13 protein-coding genes are annotated in these 16,839 nt (G+C 66.7%); 9 read left to right on the top strand and 4 right to left on the bottom strand.

The window, feature by feature from the left end; all coding sequences use genetic code 11:
• The first annotated feature begins 386 nt into the window (after positions 1 to 386).
• Both STRBO_RS0114815 and STRBO_RS0114810 read left to right on the top strand, forming a co-directional pair.
• Complete coding sequence (locus STRBO_RS0114815; RefSeq protein WP_005485035.1) at positions 387 to 1,340, top strand: LysR family transcriptional regulator; 954 nt, start codon at positions 387 to 389, stop codon at positions 1,338 to 1,340.
• Between the two features lie 199 nt (positions 1,341 to 1,539).
• The gene (locus STRBO_RS0114810) at positions 1,540 to 3,867 is read left to right on the top strand and encodes an ATP-binding protein (RefSeq protein ID WP_158690988.1); all 2,328 of its coding nucleotides are present in this window, start codon (positions 1,540 to 1,542) and stop codon (positions 3,865 to 3,867) included.
• A gap of 155 nt (positions 3,868 to 4,022) precedes the next feature.
• Here the strand turns inward: STRBO_RS0114810 and STRBO_RS0114805 are convergent, their stop codons facing one another.
• From STRBO_RS0114805 to STRBO_RS0114795, 3 genes are all read right to left on the bottom strand, one after another.
• On the bottom strand, positions 4,023 to 4,919 hold the full coding sequence (locus tag STRBO_RS0114805; protein ID WP_005485033.1) for an intradiol ring-cleavage dioxygenase: 897 nt from the start codon (positions 4,917 to 4,919) through the stop codon (positions 4,023 to 4,025).
• 101 nt (positions 4,920 to 5,020) lie between these two features.
• Positions 5,021 to 6,241 carry an NAD(P)/FAD-dependent oxidoreductase gene (locus STRBO_RS0114800; RefSeq protein ID WP_005485032.1) on the bottom strand — a complete coding sequence of 407 codons (1,221 nt, stop codon included), beginning with the start codon at positions 6,239 to 6,241 and terminating at the stop codon, positions 5,021 to 5,023.
• A gap of 387 nt (positions 6,242 to 6,628) precedes the next feature.
• Entirely contained in the window at positions 6,629 to 7,423 is a 795-nt protein-coding gene (locus STRBO_RS0114795) for a MarR family winged helix-turn-helix transcriptional regulator (protein WP_005485030.1), read from the bottom strand.
• 150 nt (positions 7,424 to 7,573) lie between these two features.
• Here STRBO_RS0114795 and STRBO_RS0114790 point away from each other — a divergent pair, with 150 nt between their 5' ends.
• Complete coding sequence (locus STRBO_RS0114790; RefSeq protein ID WP_005485028.1) at positions 7,574 to 8,731, top strand: ABC transporter substrate-binding protein; 1,158 nt, start codon at positions 7,574 to 7,576, stop codon at positions 8,729 to 8,731.
• Between the two features lie 485 nt (positions 8,732 to 9,216).
• Positions 9,217 to 10,023: an alpha/beta hydrolase family protein gene (locus STRBO_RS0114780; protein WP_005485024.1), complete on the top strand. Its 807-nt coding sequence runs from the start codon at positions 9,217 to 9,219 to the stop codon at positions 10,021 to 10,023.
• Between the two features lie 311 nt (positions 10,024 to 10,334).
• Here the strand turns inward: STRBO_RS0114780 and STRBO_RS0114775 are convergent, their stop codons facing one another.
• On the bottom strand, positions 10,335 to 11,255 hold the full coding sequence (locus STRBO_RS0114775; protein WP_020114383.1) for a LysR family transcriptional regulator: 921 nt from the start codon (positions 11,253 to 11,255) through the stop codon (positions 10,335 to 10,337).
• Positions 11,256 to 11,372: 117 nt separating this feature from the next.
• Between STRBO_RS0114775 and STRBO_RS0114770 the strand changes: the two genes are divergently transcribed.
• The 5 genes from STRBO_RS0114770 to STRBO_RS0114750 all read left to right on the top strand — a co-directional run bounded on the left by STRBO_RS0114770 (position 11,373) and on the right by STRBO_RS0114750 (position 16,799).
• A complete protein-coding gene (locus STRBO_RS0114770; protein ID WP_037627282.1) occupies positions 11,373 to 12,578 on the top strand; it encodes an FAD-dependent oxidoreductase in 1,206 nt (401 codons plus the stop codon).
• Positions 12,579 to 12,677: 99 nt separating this feature from the next.
• Positions 12,678 to 13,865, top strand: a complete 1,188-nt coding sequence (locus STRBO_RS0114765) for a CaiB/BaiF CoA transferase family protein (protein ID WP_020114381.1) — start codon at positions 12,678 to 12,680, stop codon at positions 13,863 to 13,865.
• Positions 13,862 to 14,680, top strand: a complete 819-nt coding sequence (locus STRBO_RS0114760) for an HpcH/HpaI aldolase/citrate lyase family protein (RefSeq protein ID WP_005485017.1) — start codon at positions 13,862 to 13,864, stop codon at positions 14,678 to 14,680. Before STRBO_RS0114765 ends, STRBO_RS0114760 begins: the two co-directional genes overlap by 4 nt.
• 225 nt (positions 14,681 to 14,905) lie before the next feature.
• The gene (locus STRBO_RS0114755; protein ID WP_005485016.1) at positions 14,906 to 16,384 is read left to right on the top strand and encodes an aldehyde dehydrogenase; all 1,479 of its coding nucleotides are present in this window, start codon (positions 14,906 to 14,908) and stop codon (positions 16,382 to 16,384) included.
• A 37-nt stretch (positions 16,385 to 16,421) separates the two neighbouring features.
• Entirely contained in the window at positions 16,422 to 16,799 is a 378-nt protein-coding gene (locus STRBO_RS0114750; RefSeq protein ID WP_005485015.1) for a nuclear transport factor 2 family protein, read from the top strand.
• Positions 16,800 to 16,839: the final 40 nt, after the last annotated feature.

Below are 16,839 nucleotides of genomic sequence, written 5' to 3'. Positions count from 1 at the left end.
CCAGCGTGGCACTCGCCGCCGATGCGGCGAGGTCGTCCTCGCAGTCGTGGGTCGGCTCGGAGTGGCGCCCGCGGTACCGGTGTGCCGCTGGCGGCCTGAGAAGGACTGGATCGGCAGTACGTAGGACCTGGAACTACGTAGCGGATACGTGTTCATCCGAATGCGGAAGTCGGCAGGAGGGCGGAGGGTGGAGCCCACCTACAGGGACTCATGCGGAAATGATGTGGCCACGATGATCGGTCAGGATTCCGAAAGCCGTGGGAATCCGGGTGCACTACGTACCTGGCGCGGAGGCACAGCTGTCGGCCCACACGTGCCGACAACCTCCACTGGATGCGGCGCAGCTTCACCCCCAAGGTCGTCCTGTCCGGTGACGGAGGGTGATTATGCAACTGCGTGAGCTCGAGTGGTTTACCACGCTGGCCGAGACCGAGCACATGACGGAGGCCTCGCTGCGTTTGAACATCAGCCAACCGACGCTGTCACGAGCCTTGGCCCGGCTCGAGCGCAAGCTGGGCGTGAAGCTCTTCGACCGTCATCGGAACGGGTTGCGGCTCAATAAGTACGGGGAGATCTTCCAGGCGCACGCAGTGCGGGCCATGAACGAGATCGACAGAGGCGAGGAGCGGATCGCCACTCTGGTGGATCCGTTGCGAGGATCGGTGTCGCTCGGATTCGTACATTCGTTCGGTGGATGGCTGATACCAGACCTCTTGAACCGCTACCGCAAGCACGCCTCGAGCACGTCCTTCGAGCTGAGCGGCGGAGCTTGTGATGACGTTGTCGACGACGTGCGCCAGGGAAGCATCGATGTCGGATTCGTGGCTCCCGAGCCCGTCGCGGACGATCTGGACTGGATCCCACTGGGGCGCGAGGAACTGTGCCTCGGCGTTCCGCTGGGCCACGCGTTCGAAGGTCGCGACCATGTGGCGATCGCGGACCTGGCACACGAGCCGATGGTCGCGCTCCGGGCCGAGTTCGGCCTGCGTCAGGTCACGGACCGCCTATGCCGGGAAGCGGGATTCAGCCCCCGTGTCGCGATCGAGGTGACCGAGCTTTCCACCCTCCGCGCTCTGGTAGCGACGGGCATGGGTGTGGCTGTCGTCCCCGTACCCAGGCCGGGGCACACGCCGGGTCCCGCGATCCGCGGCATTCCGTTCAGTGACCCGACCGCGTTCCGGCCTTACGGCGCGGTCATCCGGCGGGGCGGCCCGAGCGGCCAGGCCGCGCGGCGTTTCGTGAAGTTCGTTGCGAGGGACTCGGCGCACGCGCTGCAGCCGGGCCGGACGCCAGGAGAAGGAGCTCGCGGGGGGGCGCTTGCGGCAGTAGGGAATTCCTGATTCGTGCGGGTCAGTTGTGTGAGCCGACGCCCGGAGGCGAGACCTGGTGCATCCCCGTTTCTCCCCCTGGTCGGGCCGGAACCGCGCCGGCGTGAGTGGCCGCCGACAGGCAGTCCTGCCCGGCTGGCAGAAGGCCAGGCACCTATCGATGCGTGCACACGGGTTTGCGCGCGCGGTGCTTCGCCGGAGAATGGCCCTCATGAGCAGGCACGCAACTGGCTTTCGACCGCCCGCGCCCCCATTGACCGATCTCTTCGGGCGCGAGCGTGAGCTTGCCGCAGCTCGCGACCTGTTCTCCTCCAGCCGCCTCGTGACGCTCACCGGTCCCGGCGGTGTGGGCAAGACCTCCTTGTCCGCCGCGATGTCGACCGCCCTCGATCGAGCATTTCGAGACGGGGCGTGCTTCGTCGAGCTGGGCGCTCAGCGCAGCTCGGACACCGTCGCCGAGACGGTGGCGAAGGATCTTGGGCTGAGTGCTCTGCCGGCCATGGACGCCGAGGAACAACTCCGCCGACATGTGGCAGGTCGCTCGATGCTCCTGGTCTTGGACAACTGCGAGCACGTACTTCCCGGATGCCGACGACTTGTGTCCTCCCTCCTCGATGCCTCGAGCGAGCTGCGTGTGTTGACCACCAGCAGAGAGCCGCTGCGGATCCGGGGTGAGCGCGTGATCACCGTCCGCCCTCTGCCAGTGCCTCCGAAGGACCGGGAAGGCACCGTGGGTGAGCTGCGCGCCTACCCGGCTGTGGCCATGCTCGAGGCCCGGGCCAAGGCCGTCAACGACCAGTTCGAGATCACCGAGCGCGAGAGTGCTGCGGTCGCGGAACTGGTCGCCCGCCTGGACGGTATGCCGCTGGCCATCGAGCTCGCTTCCGCCAGACTGAGGTCTCTGTCGGTCCATGAGCTTCTGGATCGCATCAACGATCGATTCGAGCTCCTGAATCGTGGCGACCCCACCGCGACACCCCACCATCACTCGCTCGACGCGCTGGTGCGGTGGAGCTACGACCTCTGCTCCCCGGACGAGCAGATGCTCTGGGCGAGACTGGCCGCTTTCAGCGGCAGCCCCGATCTTGCTGGGATCCAGGCTGTGTGCGGATTCGAGCCCCTGGAAGGCACGAAGCTCCTCGACGCGCTCGAGGGCTTGGTTTCCAAGTCGATCCTCCTCCCTGAGCTCACGCGGGGAGAAATGCGGTACCGGCTTCTTGAAACGCTGAGAGAGTTCGCCCTGGAGCGTGCCGACGGGAGCGAGGACCACGCCCTTGCTCGACATGCGCATGTGGAGTACTACCGGGCGTGGGCGACTCAGACGGCGAGACGTTTCTTCGGTCCCGGCCAGGCTGACTCCCTCCAGCGGTTGGAGTCCGATTTCGCCAACCTCGAGCTGGCTTTCGACGGTCTCCTTCAGGACCCTGCGCGCTCCAGTGACGCGTTGGAGTTCGCATCCAGCCTTCGGTTCTACTGGATCACCGGCCATCTCCGCGAAGGCCGACACTGGTTGGAGAGGGCTCTTGCCACGGACACCACCGAATCCGTTGAACGCGGCAACGCCCTCTGGGCAGCGGCGTCGGTCGCGACGCTCCATGGAGAACTGCCCCGCGCCCAGGACTTTCTGAGAAAGGCCAGCGAGATCGCGCGCTTGACCAAGGACCCCAGACTGGCCGCGCACATTGCCACATGGACAGGCCAGACCGCCCTGACCTCAGGGGATCTCGAGGCCGCCCGGGACGCCTTTGAGGTGGCCTACAAAGGACACATGGACCTGTCGGACACCGAGGGGCTGTTGATGACCCTGTTCTTGCTCGGGTTCGTCAGGAGTGCCCTGGGAGACCACCAGGGAGCGTCGGACTCCTGCAGGGAAGCCGTCAGCCTGAGCGAGAGCCTGGGCGAGACGTGGGGCCGCTCCTACGCGCTGTGGATGTTGGCATTCGACGCCTGGACGCGTCAGGCCTTGGATGTCGCCAGTGAATTGGCCAGGCAGAGCCTCGAGCTCAAACGCGAATTCCGGGACGACCTCGGCAGGGCACTCGTCATCAACCTGATGGCTGGAATAGCCCTGGACAACCGCGACACCAAGAAGGCGGCCAAACTGCTCGGGGTCGTCGCCGCGTTGTGGACCGTGCTGGACACCGGGACCGGTGCCTTCGGTCCGGTGCTGGGCTCGCGGTACGAAGAGGTCACGCGCACCGCACAGGACCGGCTCGGGGAGGGTGCGTTCCAGCGAGTCCACGAGATCGGGCGGCGCCTGGAGCCGGGGCCGCAAATGAGCTTGGCACTCGGCTGTGCCGACTCCGCCGAGAAGGAGCAGGCAGTTGGGGTGGCCGCGCCCGACCTGCTCACTCGAAGGGAGCGGGAGGTCGCGTCACTGCTCGCGGAGGGTCTGAGTAATCGTGCCATTGCCACGAAGCTGGTGCTCTCCCCGAGAACGGTCGAGGTCCACGTCGAACACATTCTGGGCAAGCTCGGCTTCAGTTCCCGAACCGAGGCAGGCGTGTGGGCGGCCCAGGCACTCCAGGGCAAGGAATGAAGCTGTGCGCCGTGGGTTCGGGCTACTGCTGCGACATCAGTGGGATGTCGAGTCTGGTGCCTGGCTCGCCGGCGGTGACGCCGTAGGCTCTCCCGCACCGTGGCTCCGGAGGGGCCGCCCGAACGGCGTCCGCAGGGCTGCGTAGACGAGCGCGCTCATGACGCGTCGAAGGGGGCCAACACGATGTCGAACCTGACTTGCGACCAGTCCCCGTCCAGCGGGCGGCCGTCGGGGGTCGGGGTGCCCGTGGGTTGCCGCACGAAGTCTTTGACCAGCGACTCCTTCACGCCGAAGACAGTGTCGGTGAATAGCAGATCGTCACCGCGCACGAAGATGTGCGTTACCAGCCGGCGGGTGCCCGGCGCGGTCACCATGAAATGCAGGTGTGAGGCGCGCATGGGCGACCGGCCGGCGGCGGCGAGCATCCGGCCGACGGGGCCGTCGTGCGGAATCGGGTACGGCGTGGGCGTGATCGCCCAGAATCGGTAGCCGCCGTCCTCATCGGTGAAGAGATGGGCCCGCGCGGCCACGCGGTCGTCGACGTATTGGACGTCGTAGAAGCCGTCGTTGTCGGCCTCCCACACTTCGATGCGCGCGCCGGGCACGGGGTTGCCGTCGGTGTCGGTGACGGTTCCCTCGACCCAGCATGGCTGCCCCTTGGCGCCGAATGCGATGTCGCCGCCGTTGTCGATGCACGGCGAGCCCTCGACGAAGAAGGGCCCGAAGACGGTGGCCTCCGTGGCATCGCCGTACGCCTCGTTATTGATGGCGATGGTCTGCATCGAGGCGCCCAGCACGTCGGAGAGCAGGATGAACTCCTGACGCGTGTCGTCGGTGATGTGGCCCACCGCCGTGAGGAACTCGATGCCCGTGTTCCACTCCGCCTCGGTGAGCCGCACCTCACGCAGAAAGCCGTGCAGGTGCCGCACGAGCGAGCGCAGAATCTGGTCGAGTCTGGGGCTCTCGCAGTTGTCGAAGGAGCGCAGCACACGCTGGACGAGGTCGTCCTCGCGGGCAGTCTGCTCGGCGGAGAGCTCATGGGTAGACGTCATTGGGACTCGCTTCCCTGGATCCATGTGTGTTTATGACGGCACATCCCTCGCCTGGTTTGGAAACGGCGGCGCTGCAGTGCCTCGCCACACCGCGCGACCACCTAGCTGGCGCTGATCGTCGCGCCGACAAGCTCCATCGCCCTGTCCCAGGGCCCCTTGCCCCCCAGCATCGTGCGCAGCTCGACGAAGAGGGAGCGGTGTTCGAATGCGAGGACGCCCACCAGTTGGTCATCGCGGCCGTAAAGGACGATCGAGCCATCGGCGGTCCGTTGGACGAGAGTCCTCTCGTCTCCGCTGAGGAAACCGGCGAACTGTATCCGCACATTGTGTTGATCGGACCAGAAGTAGGGCACGGTGGCGCAGGCCTCGGCGCTGCCGCCGACGATCGATCTCACCGCGTTCAACCCCGCTATGCGGCCATGTTCGGCGGCGTTCGTCCAGTGCTCCACCCTCATCCGGGTGCCGTAGCGAGGGTTGAACCAGCGGGCGACGTCTCCGGCCGCGAAGACGCCTTCATGCGCCCTCAGCGCTGCGTCGCAGACGATGCCGTCGCGGAGGACGAGCCCGGACGACTCCAGCCATCCGGTCGAGGGCCGCACTGCGCCACTGACGACGATCACGTCGGCCGGCACCTGCGCCCCGCTGCTCAGCCGCAGGAACCGGCCACGCCGTTCCTCCAGTACGTCGACAACCCCGTCGCCGAAGTACTGCGCCGTCCCTGCCTCCTCGTGCAGGGCGGCGTACGACTCCGCCACGAACGCACCGAAACGACCCAACGGCTGAGGAGAGACATCGATCAGTGAGACGGCGCGGCCGCTTCCCTTGAGGGCCGACGTCACCTCACCACCGATGAAGCCCGCTCCTACGACGGCGACGGACACCGACGTGCCGGCCAGCGCGGCACGAAGCGAGAGAAGGTTTTCCCATCGCCTGAGTGCGACAACCCTCGGACGGCTGGCCAGCAGCGCAGGAACGGCGGGGTCGCAGCCGCAGGCGAGAACCAGCGCTCCGAACGAAATGGTGCCCTGTTCCAGGTGAAGCTCCCGACGAGTGGCGTCAAGACCGACTGCTCGGGTGCCCAGCCGGAAGTCCACACCTTCGTCTCGCAGCCGGGCGACCGAGCGCATGCTCACGGCGTCGAGGCCCCCCGGCTGGGTGAGCGCCGCCTTCGACAACGACCGCCGGTCGTATGGTGGATGCGCCTCCTCGCCGATCACCGTGACCGTGAGTTCTCGTGCGACCCTTGCGACGGCTTCAGCCGCGCGCAGCCCGGCCACTGAGGCGCCGACGATGACGACGTCCCGGGACAGCGTGCCGCTCACTTCGGCGATGTCTCCGCCTTGGCCGCCCGGTGGCGTTCGCCGCCCGCCGGCTCCGTGGTGCAAGAGTTGAGCACGAGGTCTCCTCCAGTCGGTGAACCCAGTGCGTTCATACTGCGGCGTTGGCTGCGCGATGTGAACGGGCGGATTCTTCAGGAGCTCTATGCAGCAGGCGTATGAGGTCACGCAGACAGACGCGCGCTCATGGACGGTGATGGGGACGCTTGCCTCGGCAGTCGGTGGTCCACGTCGGGATGGTGCCCAGCCATCTCGTCGCTCATCGCCGAGAATCCGAGACCGTCTAACCGACGCCCCGGTTCGCCTCAGACGCGTTTTTGGGCAGTCCAGGGTTTCCCAGCGGCTGTGCAACGGGTGAGTTGGTCGCTTGATCTATCCAGATGCGGCAGATGTCGGTTCGTACTCGGGCCACCGCTCGCGCAGGCGACGGAAGCGGGTCTGAGCCTGACGGCGGTCGGGCATACGGAGCGCGGAGGCAATCTGCTCCCAGGTCTGTCCCTGAGCGCGGGCACGGTCGATGAGCTGGAGCTCGGTGAAGTCGACATGGGTGCGGGCGTCGGAGATCCGGGCCAAGGCGGCTGTGAGGTCCTCGCAGGCCAGAGCGTCGACAGATGCCCTTGCGTCATCATTCTGACGACGAGCCGGGACGATGTCATCATTTTGATGACAGTCCGGAGTCTGCCTGCTCGAGACAGGGGCATCGCCGGGTCTCTTACGGATCTCGGGCTGCAGCAGCGCCGTGCAGATCCCTTCGAGCTCATCCACCTGCCGGGGGCTGAGCACGTCGAAGACCGCCGACCGCACCGCCGCCACATGACCCGGGGCGATGGCCGCCACCTTGGCGTATCCCGCGTCGGTCAGCACGGCGACGTTGCCCCGTCCGTCCTCGGCGGCACGCTCGCGGCGGACCCATCCCCGACGCTCCAGGCTCGCCACCTGATGGGACAGGCGCGAGGCAGAGCCGTGAGCCCTCATGGCCAGGTCGGTCATCCGCATGGCCCGCCCCGGTGCCTCCGACAGTGCAGAGAGGACGCCGTACCCGAACTGCGTCAGGCCGGCGTCACGCTGCAGCTGCGCCTCCACCTCGTCGGGCAGCGAAACCAGCACGGACGCGAAGAGCCGCCACACCCGCTCTTCACGCGCAGTCAACCACGGCACCTGTTCCATCACACCGACGATACGAGAGTCCCGCCCAGCCCGAGCGAGCGGTGTTCGAGAGACCGGTGCGGTACCCGAAATATTTGACGTCTCAATCATTGGGTCGTAGCGTCGTCGCCAGTTACTTGAAGCATCAGTCACTTCGGGAGGTTCGGTCCCATGACGTCATTCAGCAGGCGGCGGATACTCGGCGGGGCGGGCGCCGCACTCGGTGCGACGGCGCTGGGCACGTCGATCACCAGCAGCGCCGCTGCGGCAACCAGGGACACCACGTCCTCGGCGTTCCGTGCCGGCAGGCACATGCGGGAGGAGAAGAAGTCGCTCGACGAGCTGTACGCGGACGCCAGACGTGAGGGCGGCGAACTCGTCATCTACGCCGGCGGCGACCTCCCTGACCAGCAGGACGCGACAAAGCAGGCGTTCGTGTCGCAGTTCCCGGACATCAAGCTCACCATGGTCGTCGACTACAGCAAGTACCAGGACGTACGCATCGACAACCAACTCGCCACGGACACGCTCGTCCCCGACGTGGTGCAACTGCAGACCGTGCAGGACTTCGCCCGGTGGAAGGCCATGGGCGTGCTCCAGCGGTACAAGCCAGCCGGCTTCTCCGCGCTGTACCCCCAGTTCAGGGACCCGGACGGCGCATGGGTGAGCATCGCGGTCTTCGCCTTCAGCTACATGTACGACCAAACCCTCGGCAGCGATGGCCCCGCCACACCGCGGGACCTGGCCGACCCGCGGTGGAAGGGGGCCATCTCCTCCACCTACCCGCACGACGACGACGCGGTCCTGTACCTGTACAAGCTCTACACGGAGGCGTACGGCTGGGACTGGATACGCCGACTCGCCGCGCAGAACGTCGAGTTCGGCCGCGGCAGCTTCACCCCGATCGTCTCCGTCGCAAGCGGGCAGAAGCGGGTCGGAATCGGTGGCGTCGGCTCGCTGACCGGGCCCATCGCGCCGGGTGTGAAGTGGGCTGCGCCCGACGGCCACCCCTTCATGGCGTGGGGGCAGCGGGCGGCGATCCTCGCCCGCGCCAAGCACCCCGCCGCGGCCAAGCTCTACCTCAACTGGCAGCTCTCCCGCGCCGTGCAGGAGCAGTCCTTCGACGGTTGGTCCGTGCGCACCGACGTCACTCCGGCAGGCGGGCTCAAGCCGATCTGGAAGTACCCCAACGCCCATCTCGACGGCTTCCCACGTTTCATGGCGGACCGCGCCGAGGTCGAACGCTGGAAGCAGACCTTCGCCCTTTACTTCGGCGAGGTGCATGGCGCCCCCACGCCGGGCTCACTCGGGCTGCACCCCGGCCAGTAGTCCCAAACGACCGCTGACGCCCGCTGATCACCCGTGAATCCGAGGGGCTTCGGCCCCTCCTGGGTGGTGTTGCCTCGTATTGACGCGCGTACGCCTTCGAGAATCCGGGAATCTTGGCCGCTGCCTACCTGCGCACACTGCGCAGGAAACTGATGAAGGTGTGTTGGCGGCCATCGGCGTCGCTCACCCGGTACTGATCACAGCCACCGACATCGAGATTCCGAACGGCGACTGCGATGCCCCCAGGCTGGTCGGTGTCTGCGGCTACGAGGACGGCTGGGGCGAGCTCGGCCCCCACCTCGCCGATGCCTTCACTGCACTGCTTGGCACAAGCAGACCTCCGTCCCAAAGCCCGCCGTCTGACACGCCGACAGCGGCAGGCACCGCCCTCACCGCTCTCCTGCTCGGAGCACGCGCGGGCACCAGCTGGTGTCGCCCTCTCACGTCCCTTGCCCACGAGTAGCCCATGCCGAGGTGATCACCACATGACTGAAGAAGTGAGATTCAAGAGCGTCGTAGGCCCCGAACTGGCCGGAGTGATCGACCTGCCGGACGGTGAGATCCGAGGTTGGGGGATCTTTGTCCACGGATTCACCCTCGGCAAGAACTCGCCGGCCGCTTCGCGCGTCAGCAAGCAATTGGCACGCGAGGGGATCGGAATGCTGCGCTACGACAACCTCGGGATCGGAGACTCCGACGGCGACTGGGGGGACGGTTCCTTCACCATCAAGGTCCAGGACACCGTCCGTGCAGCGACTCTGATGGCGGAGCGAGGGACTCCGGCAGACCTGCTGGTGGGACACTCGTGGGGAGGCGCCGCCGCCATCGCCGCGGCGGCCGAGGCAACCGGCGTCCGCGCGGTCGCCACGATCGGGGCGCCTGTCGACCCCAGCCACGTCGAGAGACAGTACGACGCGGTCATGGATCGCGTTCTCACTGACGGGTCGCACGAATGGTTCGTCGGCGGGAGGACCCTGGTCCTCAAGCGCGCCTTCGTCGACGACGTCCACCATGCTCGCCTGCGTGACCGGATACGCGAATTGCGCCTGCCGCTACTCGTCCTGCACTCGCCCACCGACAACACCGTCGACGTCGACAACGCCGGGGAGATCTTCGGTGAGGCACGACACCCACGCAGCTTCGTCGCGCTCGAAGGAGCAGATCATCTACTGACCGCACGAGGGCAAGCGCAGCGAGCCGCCCACATCATCAGCGCCTGGGCCGGCCATTACATCCAGGAGGCACGGCCTGGAGGAAAGAAATCTCAGGTAAGCGAGAGGCTGCCCGGATAGGCGTGTGGTCAGGGTCGGCGGTTCGGGCTCCGTCTCGGTTGTCGGTGGCCTACTGCTCGATGAGCCCCAGTTCAGGAGGCCTTCACGGGCGGCTCCAGAATCGCCACTTACTCCAGGCTCGCGCTGAGAAGCGATCCCACGCTCCGCACTCGGCGCAGAGTAGCGTCATGGCGTCGACGAGGGCGTCAACGGCGGTGGTCCGACGCTCGTGGCGGATGGTAAGGGGAAGGAAACGTGGTGCACAGGGCAGATCTCCGCGCTGATGGCGGCCAACCGTCGTCGGCGTAGCGCCTCGAAGCGGCACGCGCGGCTCAGTCAGCCGGCCCGCCGTGCCCATCCGTTGCGAAGAGCCCGGCAAACCGTTCGGCGATGGGGGTCACGATCCCGTGCTTCCTCCGCACAAGGCCCAGGGGCAGTTCAGGCCAGCCCCCAGCGACGGGAACCCGGTCAACGTCGGGATGGTGCGCAGCCATCTCGTCGCTCATCACCGATACGCCGAGACCGGCTGCGACCAGAGTCGCCGCGGTCTGCACCGTCGGGACGGGGATGATCTTCGTGGGGCTCCCGCCCGCGGAGGCGAAGCGGTCGTCGATGAGCCTCGAGAGGCTTCGTGCACCCGGCAGCCTTCTGGGCAGAATCCACGTCTTGCCCCTCAGGGAGGCAAGGGGCAGGGGATCCGAGACGCTGAGATTCCAACTCTGCGGCACGATCAGCGTCAAGGGCAGCGTGGCGACGAATTCGACCGTGAAAGCGACATCGCTGATGGGCGGCAACGGCTCCTGAGGCAGAACGGGAATCACGGCGAGGTCCAAGTAGCCGTTGGCGAGATTCTCGAGCTGAACGCGCGGCGGTGCGTCCATCAGTTCGAGCGACACCCGAGGATGCGCGGACAGGAACGATGCAACGCGTGTGCTCACGACCCGCCACAGTCCCATGGGCTCGGCTCCGACCCTCAGCTCCCCTTCAAGCCCTTCGCCCATCGCCCGCAAGGTGGCGGACAACCGCTGCTCTTCGGCGATGAGGCGTCGGCCGGCAGCCTCCAGATAGCGACCCGCCGGTGTCAGTGTGACACCGCGTGGCAGCCGGTCCAGCAAGGTCACGCCGAGTTCCGACTCGAGCTTAGCCATAGCCGTGCTGAGCGGCGGCTGGGAAAGGTGCAGTGCCCTTGCCGCCTCGGTGATGGATCCGGCCTCCGCCACGGCGAGGAAGTACCTGATGCTCCGGAGATCCATGCGCTGAGTGTATCGGAGTACCTAATCACCAACATTGGACCTATGGCTCGCTCTCCAGCAAGGTGACTTGAGGCTCGCGGTCTGCATTGGCCGGTGGCTTCCAGAGCTGGAGGACAGGTGGCAGAAGAACAACAGGTGATCGTCGCAGGGGCCGGGCCGACCGGGCTCTTGAACGCACTCGGCCTGGCGCAGCAGGGCGTCGTAGTCACCGTCGTCGAGCGAGCGTCGGCACTGCAGGACTCCCCGCGGGCGATGGTCTACCACTGGGCAACACTCGACGGCCTGGCTCGTCTGGGTGTCCTCGACGACGCGGTCCGGGCCGGCTTCCGGAAGCAGGACTACGCCTACCGGGTGCGTCGGACCGGCGAGATCATCGAGTACGGACTGAGCGCGCTCGAAGGGAAGGTGCAGCACCCCTTCAACTTGCACTTGGGCCAGGGGGCGCTGGCGCAAGTGATGCTGCGGCACCTGGAGACATTCGAGAACGCTCGTGTGCTCTGGGACCACGAGGTCACCGAGCTCACCCAGGACCGCGAAGGCGTCGAGGTCACGGTTCGCGACAAGAGCGGCGACAAGGTTCTGCGCGCCCCATGGCTCATCGGCGCCGACGGCGCCGGCTCCAAGGTCCGCGGCGAGGCCGGGCTTGGTTTTGACGGCATGACGTGGCCCGAGCGGTTCGTCGCGACGAACGTGCGCTTCCCTGACGACCGCCCCGGATGGGCACAGTCGACGTTCTACGTCGACGACGTCTACGGTGCGATCATCGCCAAGATCGATGAGTCGGGTGCACACGGGCTCTGGCGCTACACCTACATGGAGGACGACGCGCTGCCCGCGGAGTCCGCGGCCGAGCGCCTGCCGGAATTCCTCGTCAACGTCTTCGGAGAGGACGTCGCCCAAGGCACGGAGCTCGTCGCGATCTCGCCCTACCGAATGCATCAGCGCAGTGCGTCCGCCTACCGTGCGGGCAGGGTGCTGCTCGCCGGCGACGCGGCGCACGCCACCAATCCGACGGGCGGCCTCGGACTGACGATGGGACTGTTCGACTCGTATGTCCTGAACGAGGCACTCGGCGCCGTTATTCAGGGACGCGTCGATGCGGACATCCTCGACGTCTACGCCGACCTGCGTCGTCGCGCCTTCCTGGAAAAAGCGAGCCCGCGGGCCTCCGGGAACAAGCAGCTGCTCTTCCATTCCTCGGATCCGGTCAAGCTCGACCAGGACCTCGAAGTCTTCCGGCGGATGTCCCGCGACCGCGAGTTCGCCGCGGAACGCCTCTACTTCACCAAGACGTTGGAGACCCCGTCCCTGCTCGCGACCTAGAGGCGTCCGCGTCGGCAATTTTCGACCGCTGCGGCCGCGCAACCTCCAGTGGAGCGCTCGACGCGGGACGCGATCTCGCGACTAGAGAAGGAATTCGGCATGAACCCCCTCGACGGACTCGTCGTCGTCTCCCTCGAGCAGGCCGTCGCCGCGCCATTCGCGACGCGCCAGCTGGCTGATCTCGGAGCGCGAGTGATCAAGATCGAGCGTCCCGGCGTCGGTGATTTCGCCCGCGGTTACGACGAAACCGTCCGCGGGCTTGCGAGCCACTTCGTCTGGCTCAACAGAACGAAGGAGTCGGTTGCGCTCGATCTGAAGAGCGACCACGGCAGGTCGGCCGTTGCGGCTCTGGTGGGCCGCGCCGATGTCTTCGTCCAGAATCTCGCCCCTGGCGCGGCTGAGCGGCTCGGGCTCGGCGCCGAAGCATTGCGAGAGATGAACCCTCGCCTCATCCACGTCTCGATCTCCGGCTACGGCGGCGACGGACCGTATGCCGATAAGAAGGCATACGACCTGCTCGTACAGTGCGAGGCCGGTCTGGTCTCCATCACCGGCACCGAGGACATACCTTCCAAGGTCGGCATCTCCATCGCGGACATCGCCTCGGGCATGTACGCCTACTCCGGCATCCTCTCCGCACTCATCCAGCGAGACCGGACAGGCGAGGGCGTCACGATCGAGATCTCGATGCTGGAGGCGCTCGCCGAATGGATGGGCTTTCCACTCAACTACGCGATGTACGGAGGAACGCCGCCGGCGCGCACAGGTGCACGGCACGCGGCGATCGCTCCATACGGACCGTTCCGCTGCGGTGACGGCGAGCAGGTCTTCCTCGGAATCCAGAACGAGCGCGAGTGGGCCACATTCTGCGAGCGGATCCTCGGTGAGCCGGCACTCGCCTCCGACCCGAGGTTCATACGGAACTCGTCGCGGGTGGAGCACAGCGCGCAGCTACAGGTCGAGATCGAGCGGGCATTTCGTGAAAGCACGGCCGAGGAGGTCGCGGAACGCCTTGAGGCCGCGGGCATCGCCAACGCCCTGCTGCGAGACATGGCCGGTCTGGCGAATCATCCGCAACTATGGGCACGAGGACGCTGGAGGGAATACGAATCTCCGGCCGGGACGCTACGAGCACTCATTCCGCCGGCGACTTTTGTGGGCGCCGATCCGGTTATGGGCCGCATTCCTGAAGTGGGCGAGCATACCGATGCCGTGCTTGCCGAGTTCGGAGTCCTGCCGACGGCAGAGTTCACCGACAGCCATGGTCGGGGTGGGCGATCCGTATGACGCACGGGGATCCGGAGGGTGCCGTACAGACGGCGAGGTCGCTTCTTTTCGTGCCTGGCGATCACCCGGGCCGCTTCGACAAGGCGGCCGAATCCGGCACTGATCTGGTGGTGATCGACCTTGAGGACGCGGTCGCGGCAAACCGGAAGGACAGTGCACGCGCATCAGCGGTCGCGTGGCTGTCGCGTGGGGGGCGTGCATGCGTCCGGATCAACGACCCGTCGAGCGCACTGTTCAGCACAGACCTGGAAGCCCTGGCCGACGTCCCCGGGCTGGTCGCAGTGATGCTTCCGAAGGCCGACTCGCCCGAGTCCTTGACGGCCGCCGCCCAGCTTGCCGACGCGCCAGTGATCGCCTTGATCGAGTCGGCGGCCGGCATGGTGCGGGTCCATGACATCGCCTCCACTCCGGGGGTCGCCCGTCTGGCCTTCGGGCACCTCGACTACGCACTCGACCTGGGCGCCGGCACCGGCTGGAGCACGATGCTCCATGCCCGCTCGTCACTGGTGCTCGCATCGAGGGCGGCCGGATTGCCAGGCCCCGTCGACGGTGTCACTACGGCGTTGGACGACGCTGAGGTCCTTGACCGGGACCTGAGACGGGCGAGTGAGATCGGCTTCACGGCGAAACTCCTCGTACATCCCAAGCAGGTGCCGGTCACCCACGCCGCGTTCCGGCCCGACGAGGAGGCGGTCCTTTGGGCCCGCCGCGTTGCGGAATCCGTCACCGGCGGCGAAGCCGTCCGTGTGGACGGACACATGATCGACGCGCCGGTTCTTGCGCGGGCACAGGCGATTTTGCGGAACGCGGACTGACCCTCCGGTCGGTACCCCGGCAGCGCGCGATCTGCCCTCATCCGCCATGGAATGGATCCGCCCGCAACGGCCGACCCATGCCGCCGGAGGGTCCGCTACTCGCCTTTCCCGCCTTCATGCATCACGTGAATCGCTGGGCGAAATTTCCCGGCATCGTCAACTCCGCTTCGAAGGAACATCCTTTATTTACGGGTGATGTCAGCGACGTAACCGCAAGGAGAAAACATGTCCCTCACCGCCGAGCGGCCCAGTGACCTCGACCGTAAGCGCTTCTTCATCGATGGAGGATGGGTCGACCCAAGCGGCGACCGCTTGCAGGACCAGATCGAGGCCGCCACGGGAGAGCGCATCGGCGTCGCCGCGCTCGGCACAGAAGCGGACATCGACGCCGCTGTCCGCGCCGCCCGACGTGCGCTGGACGAGGGCCCCTGGGGACGTACCACGGCGGCCGAACGTGCCGCGGTGCTGCGCAGGTTCGCGGACGCACTCGAAAAGCGCGCCGGGGACACCTCGACTCTGGTCAGTCGCGAGAACGGAATGCCGATCGGGCTCTCGCAGATGCTGAACGGCGGGGCGCCCGCCGTGCTCCTGCGGATCTACGCCGATGTCATCGAGAACCTCCCGCTGGAGGAGGTGCGCCCGAGCCAGGCCGGTTCGACGATCGTCCGCCGCGAACCGGTCGGCGTAGTCGGCGCGATCACGCCGTGGAACTTCCCGCAGGTGCTCGCCATGTTCAAGATCGCACCGGCGCTCGCCGCCGGCTGCACGGTGGTGCTGAAGCCCTCGCCGGAGACCGCGCTCGACTCGTACGTCTTCGCCGATGCGGCCCAGGAGGCTGGGCTGCCCGAGGGTGTGCTGAACATCGTGCTCGGTGGCCGCGACGCCGGCGCCGCGCTCGTTTCGCACCCGTTGGTCGACAAGATTGCCTTCACCGGGTCCACCGACGCCGGTAGGGCCATCGGCCAGGAGTGCGGTCGGCTGATTCGCCGCGTCACCCTCGAACTGGGCGGCAAGTCGGCTGCGATCTTCCTCGAGGACGGGGATGTCGAGACCCTGCTCGCCGGCCTGGACAACGCGTCCTTCCTGAACAACAGCCAGACCTGCACGACCCAGTCACGGATCCTCATCGCACGCTCCCGCTACGACGAGGTCGTCGACGCCGTCGCGGGCTTCGCGGACGCGTACCAGCTCGGAGACCCTCTCGATCCCTCCGTGACGATGGGCCCGATGGCCACCCAAGGGCACCTGAAGCGCGTTCTCAACTACATCGAGATCGCCAAGAACTCGGACGCTCGACTCGTCACAGGCGGTGGCCGTCCCGATCACCTGGACCGGGGATGGTTCGTGCAACCCACCGTCTTCGCCGATGTCGACAACGCCGATCGGCTCGCCCGTGAGGAGGTGTTCGGCCCCGTCATGGCGCTCATCCCGTTCGACGACGACGATGACGCGGTCCGGATCGCCAACGACAGCAACTACGGTCTCGCCGGCTCCGTATGGAGCGCCGATGAGGACCGGGCGCTGGCTGTGGCACGCCGCGTACGCACCGGCACCATCGGGCTCAACTACTACACCCTCGATCTCGGCGCGCCGTTCGGCGGATACAAGGACTCGGGAATCGGCCGCGAACTCGGGCCGGAGGGAATCAACGCCTACCTCGAGTACAAGTCGGTCTACGCCTCGACGAAGTACCTCCCGGCGTGATCCGACCAAGAGGAACAACGAGAAGGGACGAAGGGACATGACGAGTCCTGCCGATGTCGTCGAAGCCTACTTCGACGGCGTCACCGCGGCCGATCCGCAAGCCGTGGGCGGCCTGTTCGCGCCGGACGCGGTACTCCAGAACGCCGCGGGCACATTGACCGGGGCCGAGGCGATCACACGGATGTACGAGAACGGCCTTGCGCCCGGTGCGATGAAGCCGACGCCCAAACGGTTCGTCGTGGACGGCGAGAACGTCGCGGTGGAGATCGATCTGATCGCCAACGGGAACACCATGACACTCGCTGACTTCTTCACGGTCCGCGACGGAAAGATCGAGCGCCTCGCGATTTACAGCCTCACCCCCACGGACGGACGCCTTTTCGACAAGATCGGTGTCGACCCCGAATCGAAGTGATCCGGCGATCCGTCATGTCAATCCCACTGCTTTCCACCAG

The organism is Streptomyces bottropensis ATCC 25435 (assembly GCF_000383595.1).
In the GTDB taxonomy this organism is placed as follows: domain Bacteria; phylum Actinomycetota; class Actinomycetes; order Streptomycetales; family Streptomycetaceae; genus Streptomyces; species Streptomyces bottropensis.
Note: the sequence above shows the minus strand (reverse complement) of the source record. Positions and strands in the feature narration are given on the sequence as shown.